Raw genomic sequence first — 15,466 nt, 5'->3', positions numbered from 1 at the left:
CCGCGCGGCGTGCAGCACGGCGAGGGCCGGGGCGGGTGACGCGGCGGCCGGCTCGGGGTGGCTGCCGGCCCTGGCGGGGTGCTCGCCCTCCGCTGGGTCGGCCATCTCGTGTGCCGGGTGAGGCTGCCGCCCCGGCCGGTGCCGCTCCCCTCCGGGCGCGATGTGCTGCTCGCCGGTGGCCCCCTGCCGGTGGGAACGCTGCCGCCGGACACGACGGTGTGGTGCGTCCGGCACGGTGAGGCCCCGGCGGTGGGTGCGGGCAGGGAGTGTGCTGTCCGCACCCACCGCCGTCGGGTGAGCGGGTCCTGGGGTCCCGTCAGGCGCCCGTCAGCCGGACCTCGTCGCGCCGGGTGACCTGGAGGGCCAGGATCATGAGGTGGGCCCGGTTGTTGACGCCCGCCTTCCCGCGGATCCTGCGCAGATACGTGTCGACGGTGTGCGGGCTCAGCTGCATCCTCCGTGCGATGGAGGAGTAGGTGTGGCCTTCCGCGAGGTGGCCCAGCACCTCGATCTCGCGCGAACTCAGCAGTTCGAGTATGTCGGTGGCGGACGAACTCACGAGCGTGCCTTTCATGGGGGTCGGGCGCCTCGAGGAGGGCGGAGCCGTTCCGGACGGTGGTACGGGCCTCGGCGGCAGTTCTCCCGGCGATCGGCGTCACGCGCCTCCTCGCGCCTCCGACGTCCTGAAAGGGACACGGGTTATGGTGCGACGCGTGTTCGATAGACGACGTGGTCACAGCACTTGCCGGACAGCGATCGCACTGCCGGAGCCTGCGCATCATGTCGGCGACCGCGGCCGGGAACCGGATCAGGCTCCGGTGCCGTCCGTGCCGTCCGTCGTGAACACCGTGCCGGTGACGGCGATGACGCCGTTGGCGATCCGGCCGCCCCAGCCGCTGTCGTCCGTGTCGCCCGTCCCGGCGTTCTGCGCCGCCACCACCGCGGTGGGCGCGTGCGGAGCGACGGCGGCGAGGGTGCCGAGGACGGCGGTGGCGGCAAGGGCGACGGCGACCGAGTTCAGGGACTTCACGGGGGACATGGGGACTCCTCTGTCGTTTCCTGGGACCGGATCCGGGGGCGCGGTGTGCCCGCTCCTTCCGATGCCTCAAGACTTCCGTGCCGGTGACGGCCGGGCCATGGACCGAGGCGCTCACCAAGCTGCCTCGCAGCAAGACGAACAGGGGACGAAATGTTCAAATCAGAGGAACATATGACAATCGATCCGTCCCTGTGGCCCGAGGACCGGGAAGTGGCGCTCTACCAATGGGTAACGAGCAACGAACGGCTGGACCCCGACCGGGCCGCGCGGGAGCTGGGGCTCACCCGGGGCGAGGTCGACACGGCCCTCACGGCACTGACCGAACTGGGCTTGTTAAAAGCGGACGTGGACGATCCCGCCCGGCTGCGCCCGGTGGACCCGGATCTCGTCGCGGCGGTGGTGACCACCTCGCTGGAGGAGACCATCCGTGCCCAGCAGTCCGAACTGCACCACATCCGTGACCAGTTCGCGAGCCTGCGCGGCCACTACCGGGACAGTCTGAGCCGGGTGTCCGTCGGCCTGGAGGTGATACCCGGCCTGGACGAGGTGCGCGCCGCCCTCAACCGCTCCGCCGCGGAGTGCACGGAGGAGATGCTGACCAGCCAGCCCGGCGGGAACCGGGTGCCGGCCGCCCTCCAGGAGGCCCTGGCCCGTGACACCGCACTGCTCTCGCGCGGGGTGCGGATGCGCACGCTGTACCACCACACGGCCCGGTTCAACGGGCCCAGCCAGGCCTATGTCGCCATGGTGTCGGACCTCGGCGCGGAGTACCGGACCGCGCACGAGCTGTTCGGGCGTCTGATCGTCTTCGACCGGCGGGTGGCGTTCATCCCGGAACAGGGCGGCAACTGGGGCGCGGTGGTGATCCGGGAGCCCTCCGTCGTGCACTATCTGTGCGAGGTGTTCGAGCAGTGCTGGACCCACGCGGAGCCGTTCTCGGACGCGGTGACCGACGGTCTGGAGGCTGTCGCAAAGGACATCGACCGGACCATCGTGCGGCTGCTGGCCGCGGGCATGAAGGACGAGACCATCGCACGCCGCCTCGGCATGTCCCTGAGAACGGCCCGCAAGCACATCGCGGACATCATGGAGACCTTGGGCGCCGAGAGCCGTTTCCAGGCGGGCTTCCTGTCGGCCCGTCAGGGTCTGCTCGGCGGCGGGGGCACGGACGTCGCGCCGTCCGGCTGAACCGCGCCGCGCCGACCGTGAGTTCACGGTGCCGCCCGGAGACAGTCACCCGTTGTATGCCCGTGCGTTCACCCGCACCTGTCCGCGCGGTACCGTGAATCCGGGACTGCCAAAACACCTTCCCGTGCGCGAAAGTTCCTGCAACTCCGCAGAAGGGGGCCCGTCCGACGGTGCCACCGGTCGCTGCGGTCAGGTGACGGAAGAACAGCGGGCTCGTCCTGATCCGTGTTCCGTGCGCGAGGAACGGGTCCGTCCGCGCGAGCCGCGTCGTATACCGGTACCTGCCGGCCCCGGCGCAGATCCGCCGCATGCGGGGCGGACGCGCGTCCGGGCGACCGGACCCGGGCCACGGCACGCGGGGCGAGCCGGCACGACGGGAGCGTGAGTGGGACGTGGACTATGAACTGACCTCGGCAGAGACGGAATCCGGGCTGGACCGCTTCGTCAGGGACCTGGCGTTGTGTCTGTCGGTGCACCGGGACAGGAGTCCGGCGCTGGTGTGGCCGGACGGCATCGACGCGGTGGTCGCCGGGGCGGACGCGGAACTGCCCGGACTGACCACCGCGCTGGGGGCCCTGCTGGGCTCCGAGGTCACCAGCTCCTCGGTGGCGCTGCCGGTCGGCGGGCGCAGCGAGCGCAACACGGCCGGCACCGATCTGGTGCTGCTGCCCGTGAAGGGCAGCTGCGGCGGACGGGTCGAGCCGGTCTCCCCGGGGCAGGGCCGGGCCGTTCTGGAACACGTGCTGGAACTGCGGCTGCGGGTGGGCGAGGCGCTCTACGTGCCGCGCGGCTTCGTCTACACCCTCGACTTCGTGCACACCCCGTGCACGCTCCAGGTGCTGGCGCTGCATCCGTCGTCCTGGTGACGCGCCGTACGGGCGCCGGCGCCGGGGCCGGCGCCGGTCCGGAACAACTCACCCACGGGCCTCGGCCGTCCGCGCTCCGGCGGACGGCCGAGGCCCGTCCAGTTCCCGCCACACGGGGAACGCCAGCGGGGCCAGAGCGATCGCCAGATACACCCCGCCGAACAGCACGAGCGCGGCCGTCAGGTCCAGTCGGTCGAGGAGCGCTCCGGCGGCGAGGGAACCGAGCGGGGTGGCCGCCAGGGCACAGGCCACCACCAGTCCGAAGACCCGGCCGCGGACGTCCTGCGGCACCCGCTCGTACGCCACGGACATCATCAGCGGGTTGACGACACCCGACCCGATGCCCGAGACCACCAGGCCCGCGAGCAGGACGGCGGTGGACGCCTGGTGGGCGAGGAGGGCGCAGCGCAGCGCGCCGAGCAGCACGAAGCAGCCGGCGAAGACGGTCCGGCGGGGCAGGCGGTGCCCCAGCCAGCCGTGCAGGGCGGTCCCGGCTAGGGCGCCGAGTCCGATGGCGGTCATCATCGCCCCGAACAGGGAGCTGCTGTGCAGCACCCGGGTGCCGTAGGCCGGGTAGAGGACCGCGTTGAGGCCGCTGTCCAGGGCGTTGGTGACGAGCAGGACCGCGACCACGGCCCTCATCAGTCGGTCCTCGCGCAGGCTCGTGAATCCGGCCCGGAGCCGGGAGCCGTAGGAGGCGTCCGGGGCGTGGGAGCCCCCGGGCGCACGGGGGTCGGCGGGTACGAGGGCGCGGACCAGGATCGCGCAGAGCAGCAGGGCGGCCGCGTCCGCGCACAGCGTCGGCACCGGGCCGACCGAGGCGACCAGCAGGCCCGCCAGCGGGGCGCCCGCCATGGTGCCGACGCGGCGGGCACCTTCCATGGCGCTGGTGCCGCGTTCGACGGGGGTGCCGGCTCGCCGCATCGCGCTGATGACCAGCACCTGCTTGGCCGTGTCGGAGGGGCCGCGGGCGGCGCCGGCGAGCAGTGCCAGGACGGCCAGGACGGGCAGGGACATGCCGATGGTGTGGTGCAGGGCGGGGACGAGGCCGATCGCCAGGGCGGTCAGCAGGTCCGCGGCGACGCCGGTGGTCCGGGCGGGCAGCCGGTCCACGACGGGACCGGCGAGGACGGCGGAGCACAGCAGCCCCACGGTCTCGGCCGACGCCACCAGGCCGGTGCTGATGCCGCTGCCGGTGCTCTCCAGGACGAACCAGGGGACGGCGAGCAGGGTCGCCGCGGTTCCCAGCGACGAGAGGGCGGACACCGCGACCAGCGTCAGCAGCGGCACGCGTCTGTTCATGGGTTTCGTTCTCCGGGGCAGGGGCCGTGCCCGGTGCGTGGGCACCGGGCACGGCCGGGTCGGCTGCGAGGTGGTGCGGGGTCAGCGGCCGGAGTCCATCGCCCGCCGCAGGCTGAGGGGGCGCATGTCGGTCCACACCTGGTCGATGTGGGACAGGCACTCCTCGCGGGTGCCGCTCACCCCGGCCGTCCGCCAGCCGGCCGGGACGTCCCGGTCGCTCGCCCAGAGGGAGTACTGCTCCTCGTCGTTGACGACCACGGTCCATTCCTGCGTCGCGGTGCCGTTCATGTCCTGCTCCTTCATTCGATGTGCCGGTCGGGGGCGGTGCGTTCGGGGTGGCTGGCCCGCGGGACGGGCCGGCCGCCTCGTTCAGGGGGTGAGCGCCTGCTCCAGGGCGGCGGCCAGCCGCTCCGCGAGGACGGCCCCGTGGGGGGCGTCGAGCAGGGTGTGGTGGTTGCCGGGGACGGGGACCGTGTGGACCCGTCCCCGGGTGTACGGGGTCCAGGCGCCGGGGTCGACCAGCGGGGTGTCCAGCTCGGGGTGCCGTTCGGCGACGGTGAAGAGCCGCACGTCGGCACGCAGCACGCCGTCCGGGCGGTAGGCCGCCGCCGCCTCGCCGCCTGCGTCCGCGACCCGCAGCATCCGCCGCAGGACGTCGGTGTGGGCGCGGCGGGGCAGGCTGCCCTGCTCGTGGCCCCGGTGGACCAGGGCCGCGAGGAGGGAGTCCTCGTCCAGCTCCCGGAGCTCCCGGGCGTCCAGACCGGCCGCGACGCCCTGGCGGACGAGGCCGGGCCGGCCGTCGGCGCCGGGCTCGTACGGTTCCCGGCCGGGGGCGGTGGTGTCCACGGCGCCGAGGAAGGCGACCGTCTCGCCCGCCGCCTCCAGCCGCAGGGCGATCTCGTGGCTCACGGTGCCGCCGAGGGACCAGCCGGCGATGAGGTACGGGCCGTGCGGCGCGATCCGGCGGATCTCCGTCAGGTAGCGCTCGGCCATGTCCTCGACCCGGCGCAGCGGCGGCTCGGCGGTGTTGTGGCCGACGGCCTCGATGCCGTAGATCCGCCGGGTGCCGCCCAGGGCGCCGGCGAGCGGCAGGTAGCAGCAGGCGTCGCCGCCGCGCGGGTGGACCAGGAACAGCGGGGGCTGCTCCGGGTCGCCGTCGGCGAGGGGCACCACCAGGCGGGCGGCGGTCTCGTCGGCGTCCGGCAGCGCCTCGCAGAGCAGTTCCACGGTGGGCTTGCGGAACACCAGGTTGAGCGGCAGTTCGACGCCCAGTTCCCGGCGGACGGCGGCGATCAGCTCGAAGGCCTTCAGGGAGTGGCCGCCCAGTGCGAAGAAGTCGTCCCGCACGCCCAGGGGCCGCACGTCGAGCACCTCTTCCCAGAGGCGGGCCATCCGCAGTTCGAGCGCGTCGCGGGGCAGCAGCAGGTCCTGTCGGGCGCGGGCCGGGTCGACCGCCGGGAGGGCCTTGCGGTCGAGCTTGCCGTTCGGTGTGAGCGGCAGGGCGTCCAGGTCGGCCAGCACCGACGGCACCATGAAGTCCGGCAGGCTCTCCCGGAGCGTCTCGGCGAGCGCCCGCGGGTTCCCTCCGGGGTTCTGCCAGACGACGTAGCCGACGAGGATCGCGTCGACGCCGGTGCCGCGGACCGCGACGGCCGCCTCGGCGACCTCGGGGTGGCGGGCCATCGCGGTCTCGATCTCGCCGAGTTCGATGCGGTGGCCGCGCACCTTGACCTGGCCGTCCTCCCGGCCCCGGTACTCCAGGGTGCCGTCGGGCAGCCGGCGGACCAGGTCCCCGGTGCGGTACATCCGGCCGCCGGGCGCCGCGAACGGGTCGGGCAGGAAGCGGTCGGCGGTGAGCCCCGGGCGTCCGGCGTAGCCGCGCACCACGCCGTCGCCGGCGATGTACAGCTCGCCGTAGACGCCGGTGGGCAGCGGGTTCAGCCGGTCGTCCAGGACGTGCACGCGGGTGTTGGCGAGGGGGCGGCCGATCGGCACGGGGCGGCCCGGGGCCTCGTCGCCGAGCTTGTGGGCGGTGGACCAGATGGTGGTCTCGGTGGGCCCGTAGACGTTCCACACACCGCCCACGGCGGCGCGCAGGCGTTCGGCGAGGACCGGCGGGAGTGCCTCGCCGCCGCACAGGGCCCGCACGAGCGGGTTGCGCCATCCGCTCTGCATGAGCAGGTACCAGGTGGCGGGGGTGGCCTGGACGAGGGTGGCGCCGGCCCGGTCCAGCTCCTTGGCGAGCAGGCCGCCGTCACGGGCGGTGTCCCTGGGGACGATGTGGACGGTGGCCCCCCGGACCAGCGGCACCAGGAGTTCCATGACGGCGATGTCGAAGGAGGCGGTGGTCACCGCCGCGACCACGTCCGCTTCGGTGATCTCCAGCCGGCGGGCCATGTCGAGGGCGAAGTTGACGACGCCCCGGTGCGGCACCATCACGCCCTTGGGGCGGCCGGTCGAACCGGAGGTGTAGATGAGGTAGGCGAGCCCGTCGGGAGCCGCCCGGCGCGGGGCGGCGGCCGGCCGCCGGGGTTCCGTCACCGCGTCCGCCACCCGCAGGGTCTCCACCCCGGCGGGCGGCCGTACGGCGTCCTGTGCGTCGTCCCCGTCGGTCAGCAGGACGCGCGCACCGCTGTCGGCCAGCATCAGCTCGACCCTGTCGCGCGGGTAGGCGGGGTCGACGGGGACGTACGCCGCACCCGCTCTGAGGACGCCGAGGAGGGACACCGGCAGGTCCACCGAGCGCTCCACGCGGACGGCCACCACCGACTCCGGCCCCACTCCGCGCGAGCGCAGTGCGCCCGCGAGCCGTTCGGCGCGCTCGTCCAGCTCGGCGTAGGTGAGCGTGCGCCGCTCGTCGCGGACGGCCACCGCCCGTGGGGTGCGGGCCGACTGACGGGCGATCAGGTCGTGGACGGTCGTGTCGGGCACGGGGACGTCCGTGGCGTTCAGGCCGTGCGTCAGTTCCTCGCGCTCGGCGGCGTCGAGCAGTTCCAGTTCGCCGAAGGCAAGGCCGGGCGCGGCGACCGCGGCCTCCAGCAGCCGGGCGAAGGAGCGCGTCATGCGCAGGACGGTCCCCCGGTCGAAGAGGTCGGTGGCGAACACGGCGTGGCCGTGCAGACCGTCGGCGTCCTCGGTCAGGTAGAGGGACAGGTCGAACTTGGAGCCGCCGTTGCCGAGCACCACGGGTTCGACCGTCAGGCCGGGCGGTGCGGGCAGTTCCCCGGTCTCGTCGTTGAGGACGAGCATGACCTGGAACAGGGGGTGGCGGCTGAGGTCGCGTTCCGGCTGCACCTCCTCCACCAGCCGTTCGAACGGGACGTCCTGGTGGGCGTAGGCTCCGAGGGCCGTCTCCCGGGCCCGTGTCACGAGTTCCTCGAAGGAGGGGTCGCCGGAGAGGTCGGTGCGCAGCACGAGGGTGCTGACGAAGAAGCCGATCAGGGACTCCAGTTCGGCGCGGTCGCGGCCGGCGATCGGTGCCCCGACGGCGATGTCCGTGCCGCCCGACCAGCGGGCCAGCAGCGCCTGGAAGCCGGCCAGCAGCACCATGAACAGCGTGGCGTCCTGCCGCTTCCCGAGGGTGCGCAGGCCCGTCACCAGGGCCGGCGGGAGGGTGAAGTCGACGTGGTCGCCGCGGCCCGAGGGCTCCGCCGGGCGGGGGTGGTCGGTGGGCAGTTCCAGCGGGGCGGTCGCGGTGAGCCGCTGCCGCCAGTAGGCGAGCTGTCCGTCGAGCAGCGCGCCGGTGAGCCGTTCGCGCTGCCAGGCCGCGAAGTCCCGGTAGCCGGTGGGCAGCAGGGCCGAAGCGGGGCCCCGGTCCGTCGCCGCGCGGTAGGCGGTGACGAAGTCGGACCAGAACACGCCGACCGACCAGCCGTCGAAGGCGAGATGGTGGACGACGACGACCAGCAGATGGTCCTCGGCCGCGAGCCGGATGAGCCGGGCCCTCAGCAGGGGGGCACGGGCGAGGTCGAACGGGCGGGCGGCATCGGCCTCGGCCAGCTCCCTGGCGCGTGCCTCGGCCCGCTGCGGATCCAGGTCCGACAGGTCCGTCGTCTCGGGGACGAACACGTCGGCCGGCTCGGTGCGCTGGCGGGGGCCGTCGGGGCCGAGGACGATCCGGGAGCGCAGTACCGCGTGCCGTTCGGCCACCGAGCGCAGGGCGGCGAGCGCGGCATCCCGGTCCAGGGGCCCGGTGAACCGTACGGCGGCCGGCATGTTGTAGTCGGGTCGCCCCGGCTGGAGCTGGTCCAGCAGCCACAGCCGCTGCTGTCCGAAGGACAGGGGTGCCGGGCCCTCGGGCAGCGGCGGGATCCCTGCCTCGGCGCGGCCGGCGCCGTCCAGGGAGCGGGCGAAGTCCGCGAGGACCGGGTGCTGGAAGAGCAGGCTCAGGGGGATCTCGCGTTCCAGCGTCTCGCGCAGCCGGGAGACCATGCGGGCGGCGCGCAGGGAATGGCCGCCGAGTTCGAAGAAGTGGTCGTGGGCTCCGACCTGTTCGCAGCCGAGCACCTCGGCCCAGACGGCGGCCACGGCGCGCTCCTCCGCGGTGCGCGGCGCGGTGTACGCGCGCCGGGTCCGCTCCCCGTCGGGGGCGGGCAGGGCGGTGCGGTCCACCTTGCCGTTGGGCAGCTGTGGCAGGGCGTCGAGTTCGACGAGGACGGCGGGCACCATGGCCTCCGGCAGCACGGTGCGCAGGAAGTCGGGCAGGCCGGTGGGATCGCCCCCGGCGCGCCGGACGACGTAGCCGACGAGTTCCCGGTCGAGGCCCTCTCCGTGGGCCGCCACGACGGCCCTGGCCACGCCGGGGTGGCGGAGCAGGGCCGCCTCGACCTCGCCGAGTTCGACGCGGTGGCCGCGGACCTTCACCTGGTTGTCGCGCCGGCCGTGGAACTCCAGGGCGCCGTCCGCGCGGCGGCGCACCAGGTCGCCGGTCCGGTACATACGGCTTCCGGCGGGGCCGTAGGGGTCGGGGAGGTAGGCGGTGGCGGTGCGGGCCGGGTCGCCGAGGTAGCCGCGGGCCACGCCCGGTCCGGCGATGAAGAGTTCGCCGACCGCGCCCGTCGGCAGCGGTTCCAGGTGCTCGCCGAGGATCAGGCAGCGCACCCCGGGCAGGGGACGGCCGATGGGGATGCGGCCGCCGTCGATGTCCTCGTCGGTGACGACGTGATAGGTGGAGGTGTTGGTGCACTCCGTCGGCCCGTACTGGTTGACCAGCCGGATGCCGTCGCCGAGGCGGCGGACGTCGCGGGCGCAGCTCGCGGTGAGCGCCTCGCCTGTGGTCATGACCAGCCGCAGCGGCGCCCGGACCGGACCCGACGCGGCGGCGGCGAGTTCGCCGAGCATCGAAGGCACGACGGACAGGACGGCGGTGACCCGCTGCTCCTCCATCAGGGCGAGCAGCGCCTCGGGGTCGGCGGCCCGGTCGTCGGAGGCGAGGACCACCCGGCCGCCGGTGCTCAGCGGGGCGAACAGGTCGCGGACGGAGGGGTCGAAGGTGAGCGCCGTCCGGGCGAGCACCACGTCCCGCTCGTCCAGGGCGAAGGTGGCGGTGAGGGCGGCCAGATAGCCGGTGATGCCGCCGTGCCGGACGGCCACACCCTTGGGCCGGCCGGTGGAGCCGGAGGTGTAGAGGACGTAGGCGAGGTCGTCCGGGCCGACCGGCAGGCGCGGGTCGTCGCCGGACAGGGCCGCGACACGAGTGCGCTCCGCGTCGAGGTCGAGCACCGGGGTGTTCCCGGGTACGGCGTCGTGGGCGCCTCGGGTGAGGACCAGGGCGGCGCCGCTGTCCTCCAGGACGGTCCTGATCCGCCCGGCGGGGTGGGTGGGGTCCACCGGGACGAAGGCGGCGCCCGCCTTGAGCACGGCGAGCACGGCGACGACCGTCTCCGCGGAGCGCGCAAGGAGCACCGCGACCGTGTCGCCGCGGCCTGCTCCCCGGTCCCGCAGGGCCCGGGCGAGCCGGTTGGCGCGCCGGTCGAGTTCGGCGTAGGTGAGGTGTTCGGGGCCGAAGGTGACGGCGACCGCGTCGGGGGTGCGGCGGACCTGCTCCTCCACCAGCCGGTGCAGGCATCGGGCGGCCGGCTCGGGAGCCGTGGGTCGGGCGTGGAGTTCCCGGGTCTCCGCCCCGGTGAGCAGCTCCAGGCGGGACAGCGGGCGGCCGGGGTCGGCCAGGGCGCTGTGCAGCAGTCGTACGTAGTGTGCGGCGAAGCGCTCCATGGTGGCGCGGTCGAAGAGGTCGGTGGCGTACTGGAGGGTGCCGAGCAGGCCGTCGGGGAGTTCGGTGACGGCGAGGCTGAGGTCGAACTTGGCGGTCCCGTTGTCCACGTCCTCGACCCGTACCGACACACCCTGCAGGGGCAGGGAGCCGAGTTGTTCGGGGTGGAGCTGGAACAGGACGTCGAAGACCGGGTTGCGGCCGAGGTCGCGGTCCGGGCGGAGTTCCTCGACCAGCCGGTCGAAGGGGAGGTCCTGGTGGTCGTAGGCGGCCAGGGCGGTGTCCCTGACCCGGGCCAGCAGATCCGTGAAGGCGGGATCGCCGGACAGGTCGGAGCGCAGGACGAGGGTGTTGACGAAGAAGCCGATCAGCGGCTCCAGTTCGACGCGGCCGCGGCCGGCGATGGGGGTGCCCACGGCGACGTCGGTCTGGCCGCTCCAGCGGGCCAGGAGCGCCTTGAAGCCGGCCAGCAGCACCATGAAGAGGGTGCCGCCGTGCTCCTGTCCGAGCGCGGTGAGCCGGTCTCGCAGGTCGGCGGGCAGCGGGAAGGTGAGGGTGTCGCCGGCGCCGGAGCGCACGCGCGGGCGGGGGCGGTCGGTCGGCAGCTCCAGCGGGGTGGTCCCGGCAAGCGTCGCGCGCCAGTGCTCCAGTTCCCCGGCGAAGCCGTCGGTGTCCATCCGCCGCTGCTGCCAGTGGGCGAAGTCGGCGTACTGGACGGGAAGTTCGGGCAGGTCGGCGGTGGTGCCGCGGAGCCGCGCCGCGTAGTCGGCGGACAGTTCCCGCCACAGGACGGGCAGCGACCATCCGTCGCCGACGGTGTGGTGGAGCACCAGGACCAGCAGATGGGCGTCCTCGGCGATCCGCACGATCCGGGACCGCAGCAGTGGTGCGCCGTCGAGGGCGAAGGGGGTGGCGGCGTCGGTGCGGGCCAGGTCGAGGGCCTGTGCCTCGGCCCGGTCCGCGGGGAGCGCGGTGAGGTCGGTCAGCTCGGTGGTGAAGACCTCGCCGGGCTCGACGATCTGCACCGGGCGTCCGTCGTCCACGGCGATGCGGGACCGCAGCACCTCGTGGCGGTCGGCCACCCGGCCGAGGGCGTCGGTGAGGGCCGCCGCGTCCAGCGGGCCGTCGAGACGGACCACCACGGGGATGTTGTAGTCGGGCCGCCCCGGCTGGAGTTGGTCGAGGAACCACAGCCGTCGCTGGGCGTACGACAGCGGCGCGGACGGGCTCTCGGGGCGGCGCGTGATGGTGTCCTGGGCGGCGGCGGGCGCGGTGAGGGTGTCGACGGCGGCGGCGAAGGCGCGCAGGACGGGGTGTTCGAACAGGGTGCGCAGCGGGATCTCGGTGCCCAGGTGCCGGCCGAGCCGGGAGACCGCGCGGGTGGCCCGAAGGGAGTGGCCGCCGAGGGCGAAGAAGTCGTCGTCGCGGCCGGCCCGGTCGACGCCCAGCACCTCCGTCCAGACGGCGGCCACGGCCCGCTCGGTCTCCGTGGCCGGGGCGGTGTACGAGCCCGGTGTGTCGGCCGGCGGCGCCGGAAGGGCACGCCGGTCGAGCTTGCCGTTGGCGGTGAGGGGCAGCTCGGGCAGCACCACGAACGCGGCGGGCAGCATGTAGTCGGGCAGGACGGCGGCGAGGGCGCGGCGCAGGTCGCCGGGGAGCGGCGGGGCAGCGCCGGGCGCGGGAACGGCGTAGGCGACGAGGCGCCGCTGCCCCGGGGGGTCCTCGCGCAGCACCACCGCGGCCCGGTCGACGCCGGCGCACCGTTCGAGGGCGGTCTCGATCTCGCCCGGTTCGATCCGGAAGCCCCGGACCTTCACCTGGGTGTCGGCCCGGCCGAGGTACTCGACGGTGCCGTCGGCGCGCCATCGCGCGAGGTCCCCGGTGCGGTACATCCGGGTGCCGGGCGCGCCGAACGGGTCGGGGAGGAACCGTTCGGCGGTCGGCGCGGGCCGGCCGAGGTAGCCGCGGGCGAGGCCGCTGCCGCCGATGAAGAGTTCGCCGGGGACTCCGACCGGCACCTGGCGCAGCCCGTCGTCCAGGACGTACAGGCGGGTGTTGTCGAGCGGGGTGCCGATCGGTATCCGGGACTCGTCCGGGGAGGCGGGAGCGTACCGGTGGCGGGTGGCGAAGGTGGTGGTCTCGGTGGGGCCGTAGGCGTTGGTGAGGACCGTGCCGGGGGCGGCGTCCCGGGCCCGCCGGAAGGCGGTGGCGGAGGCGGCCTCACCGCCGGTCCACACCTCGCGCACCCCGGACAGGATCTCCGGGCACTCCTCGGCCACCACGTTGAACAGGGCGGTGGTGAGGAACAGGGCGGTCACCTCGTGCTCGGTGACGAGACGGCCGAGGGTCGCTGTGTCCAGCCGTCCGGGCGGGGCCATCACGACCCGTCCGCCGGACAGCAGCGGGACCCACAGCTCGTAGGTGGAGGCGTCGAAGGAATGCGGTGAGTGCGCGAGCACCCGCCGGTGGGCCTCGCCCCAGCCCTGGTCCAGGGCGAGGGCCGCGACATTGGCGTGGGTCACGACGATGCCTTTCGGCTCGCCGGTGGAGCCGGAGGTGTACATGATGTACGCGGCCTGGGCGGGGTCGCGCGGGGGCGAGGGGGCGGTGCCCGCGGCGGCCCGGTGGTCCTGATGACCCTCGTGACCTTCGTGGTCCTCATGGTCCTCGTGGTCCTCGGTGGCGTCCAGCACCGGTACGGGGGCCGCGATAACCGCGGGGTGGGCCGACGTGGTCCGGTCGGCGAGCAGGAGGACGGCCCCGGCCTGCTCCAGCATCCTGTGCGAGTGCTCCGCCGGGTGGCGGTCGTTCAGCGGCACGTAGCAGCCCCCCGCCTTCAGGACGGCGAGGACGGCCGTCACCAGGTCGGCGGAGCGTTCCATCAGCAGGCCCACCGGGCTCTCCGGGCCCACTCCGGCCGCCGTGAGCCGGCGTGCGAGCCGGTCGGCACGCGCGTCGAGTCCGGCGTAGGTGAGGGTGGTGTCGCCGCACACCACGGCCACCGCGTGAGGGGTCCGCCCGGCCTGACGGGCGAAGAGTTCCGGGAGGGTCGCCGCGGGCAGCTCCCGTTCGGGGCCGTGCCGGCGCTCCAGTTCCCGCCGTTCGGCGGCGCCGAGCAGGTCCAGTTCCCCCAGCGGCCGGTCGGGGTCCTTCATGGCGCTCTCCAGCAGCCGCCGGTAGTGGGCGACCAGGCGCCGCGCGGTCGCGGGGTCGAACAGGTCGGTGTCGAAGACCAGCGTGCCGGCGCACGTGTCCGCGCGCTCGGTGACGAACATGCTCAGGTCGAACTGGGCGCCGCCGAAGTCGGCGCGGACCGCCTCCACCTGAACGCCGGGCAGATCGAATCCCCCGGTCTCGTCCTGGGCCGCGGCGAACATGACCTGCACCAGCGGGTTGCGGTCCAGCACCCGTTCGGGGCGCAACCGCTCCACCAGCCGGTCGAACGGCACCTCCTGGTGGTCGTAGGCCTCGACGGTGACCCGGCGCACCCGCTCCAGGAGGGCCCGGAAGGTCAGGTCGGCGGGTACCTCGGTGCGCAGTACCACGGTGTTGACGAAGAAGCCGATCAGCGGCTCCAGTTCCATCCGGTCCCGGCCGGCCACCGGGGTGCCGAGGGCCACGTCGGCGGCGCCGCTCCAGCGGGCCAGCAGCGCCTTGAAGCCGGCCACCAGTGCCATGAAGACGGTGGCGTCGCCCGCGCGCGCCAGGCTCCGCAGCCGGTCGGTGAGTTCGGCGGGGAGGGTGAACTCCACGGTCTGTCCCCGTCCGCTGCGGGCGGCCGGCCGGGGCCGGTCGGTGGGCAGCTCCAGCGGGGCGAGGCCGCCCAGCCGTTCCTCCCAGTGCCGTAGCGAGCCGTCCAGCTCACCGTCGGCGAAGCGCTGCCGCTGCCAGTGCGCCCAGTCCCGGTAGGCGACCCGCGGCCCGGCCGGACGCTGCCCGGTCCCGGAGGCCGGGTCCCGGTAGGCGGCGCCGAGTTCCTTCCACAGCAGGGTCATCGACCAGCCGTCGGTGGCGATGTGATGGACGGTCAGCAGAAAGAGGTGGTCGTCGTCGGCGAGCCGCACGAGCAGCGCCCGCACCAGCGGGCCGGTGGCCAGGTCGAACGGCTTGCGGGCCTCGGCCACGGCCAGTTCGAGGGCACGGCCTTCACGGTCGCCGGGGTCCGCGCCGGTCAGGTCACGGACGGGCAGGGGTACTTCGCCGGGTGGCAGGACCACGGGGCGGGGTGTGCCGTCGTGCTCCTCGAAGACCGTGCGCAGCGGCTCGTGGCGCCGGACCACGGCGGTCAGCGCCCGCCGCAGCCGGTCGGTGTCCAACGGGCCGCGCAACCGCAGCAGTTCGGGCACCGCATAACCCGCCGTACTGCCGAGGATGCGGTCGGTCAGCCAGAGGCGTTCCTGGGCGAAGGAGGCGACGGGGTCGCCCGTGGACGGGGGGATGACGGCGGTCGGGGCGTCGGTCCCCCGGTCGCGGGCGGCGCGGACCCTGCGCCGCAGCAGGTCGCGGGCGGCGGCGAGCCGGCCGTCCACGGTCGTCCCGATCGCTCTGCTGTCCTCGATGGTCACGCGGTCCCTCCCTGGTGGGTGTGCGGGCGCTCGCTGCCGGCCTCGACGAGTTCCGCCAGCAGCGCCGCTTCCACGGCGCCGGCCAGCCCGGCGACGGTGGGGTGGTCGAACAGGGTGTGCAGGGGCAGTTCCAGGCCCAGGGAGTGGCGGAGCCTGGCCATCACCCGGGTGGCACCGAGCGAGTGACCGCCCAGGTCGAAGAAGCTGTCGTGGCGTCCGATCAGGGGGATGCCCAGGACGTCGGCCCAGAGTTCGGCGACGAGTTCCTCGGTCTCGTCGGCGGGCGGCGCGTAAC

At 74.3% G+C, this 15,466-nt stretch carries 8 protein-coding genes; 2 read left to right on the top strand and 6 right to left on the bottom strand.

Going from position 1 to position 15,466, the window contains the following annotated elements; translation table 11 throughout:
* Window positions 1-316 precede the first annotated feature (316 nt).
* On the bottom strand, window positions 317-574 hold the full coding sequence (locus FNH09_RS36245) for a response regulator transcription factor (RefSeq protein ID WP_152894137.1): 258 nt from the start codon (window positions 572-574) through the stop codon (window positions 317-319).
* Between the two features lie 234 nt (window positions 575-808).
* Window positions 809-1,039 carry a hypothetical protein gene (locus FNH09_RS36240; RefSeq protein ID WP_152894136.1) on the bottom strand — a complete coding sequence of 77 codons (231 nt, stop codon included), beginning with the start codon at window positions 1,037-1,039 and terminating at the stop codon, window positions 809-811.
* A gap of 171 nt (window positions 1,040-1,210) precedes the next feature.
* On the opposite strand from FNH09_RS36240, the gene FNH09_RS36235 reads away from it, so the two are divergent.
* Complete coding sequence (locus FNH09_RS36235) at window positions 1,211-2,227, top strand: helix-turn-helix transcriptional regulator (RefSeq protein ID WP_238427318.1); 1,017 nt, start codon at window positions 1,211-1,213, stop codon at window positions 2,225-2,227.
* A 392-nt stretch (window positions 2,228-2,619) separates the two neighbouring features.
* Complete coding sequence (locus tag FNH09_RS36230; protein WP_152894134.1) at window positions 2,620-3,093, top strand: hypothetical protein; 474 nt, start codon at window positions 2,620-2,622, stop codon at window positions 3,091-3,093.
* A gap of 48 nt (window positions 3,094-3,141) precedes the next feature.
* Here the strand turns inward: FNH09_RS36230 and FNH09_RS36225 are convergent, their stop codons facing one another.
* From FNH09_RS36225 to FNH09_RS36210, 4 genes are all read right to left on the bottom strand, one after another.
* Window positions 3,142-4,395 (bottom strand): MFS transporter, encoded by a 1,254-nt coding sequence (locus FNH09_RS36225; RefSeq protein ID WP_152894133.1) that lies wholly within the window; start codon window positions 4,393-4,395, stop codon window positions 3,142-3,144.
* A gap of 81 nt (window positions 4,396-4,476) precedes the next feature.
* Entirely contained in the window at window positions 4,477-4,683 is a 207-nt protein-coding gene (locus FNH09_RS36220) for an MbtH family protein (protein ID WP_152894132.1), read from the bottom strand.
* 81 nt (window positions 4,684-4,764) lie between these two features.
* Complete coding sequence (locus tag FNH09_RS36215) at window positions 4,765-15,171, bottom strand: amino acid adenylation domain-containing protein (protein ID WP_152894131.1); 10,407 nt, start codon at window positions 15,169-15,171, stop codon at window positions 4,765-4,767.
* Window positions 15,168-15,466, bottom strand: a 299-nt coding sequence (locus tag FNH09_RS36210; protein WP_152894130.1) for a phosphopantetheine-binding protein, incomplete at its 5' end; no start/stop codon positions are given. The genes FNH09_RS36215 and FNH09_RS36210, both read right to left, overlap by 4 nt.

The organism is Streptomyces adustus, from assembly GCF_009377175.1.
GTDB lineage: Bacteria > Actinomycetota > Actinomycetes > Streptomycetales > Streptomycetaceae > Streptomyces > Streptomyces adustus.
This window is presented reverse-complemented; position numbering and strand designations above follow the sequence as displayed.

Bases quoted from the DNA above. Each gene is read 5' to 3' on its own strand.
- FNH09_RS36245 (WP_152894137.1), bottom strand. From the start codon at position 574: ATGAAAGGCACGCTCGTGAGTTCGTCCGCCACCGACATACTCGAACTG.
- FNH09_RS36240 (WP_152894136.1), bottom strand. From the start codon at position 1,039: ATGTCCCCCGTGAAGTCCCTGAACTCGGTCGCCGTCGCCCTTGCCGCC.
- FNH09_RS36235 (WP_238427318.1), top strand. From the start codon at position 1,211: ATGACAATCGATCCGTCCCTGTGGCCCGAGGACCGGGAAGTGGCGCTC.
- FNH09_RS36225 (WP_152894133.1), bottom strand. From the start codon at position 4,395: ATGAACAGACGCGTGCCGCTGCTGACGCTGGTCGCGGTGTCCGCCCTC.
- FNH09_RS36220 (WP_152894132.1), bottom strand. From the start codon at position 4,683: ATGAACGGCACCGCGACGCAGGAATGGACCGTGGTCGTCAACGACGAG.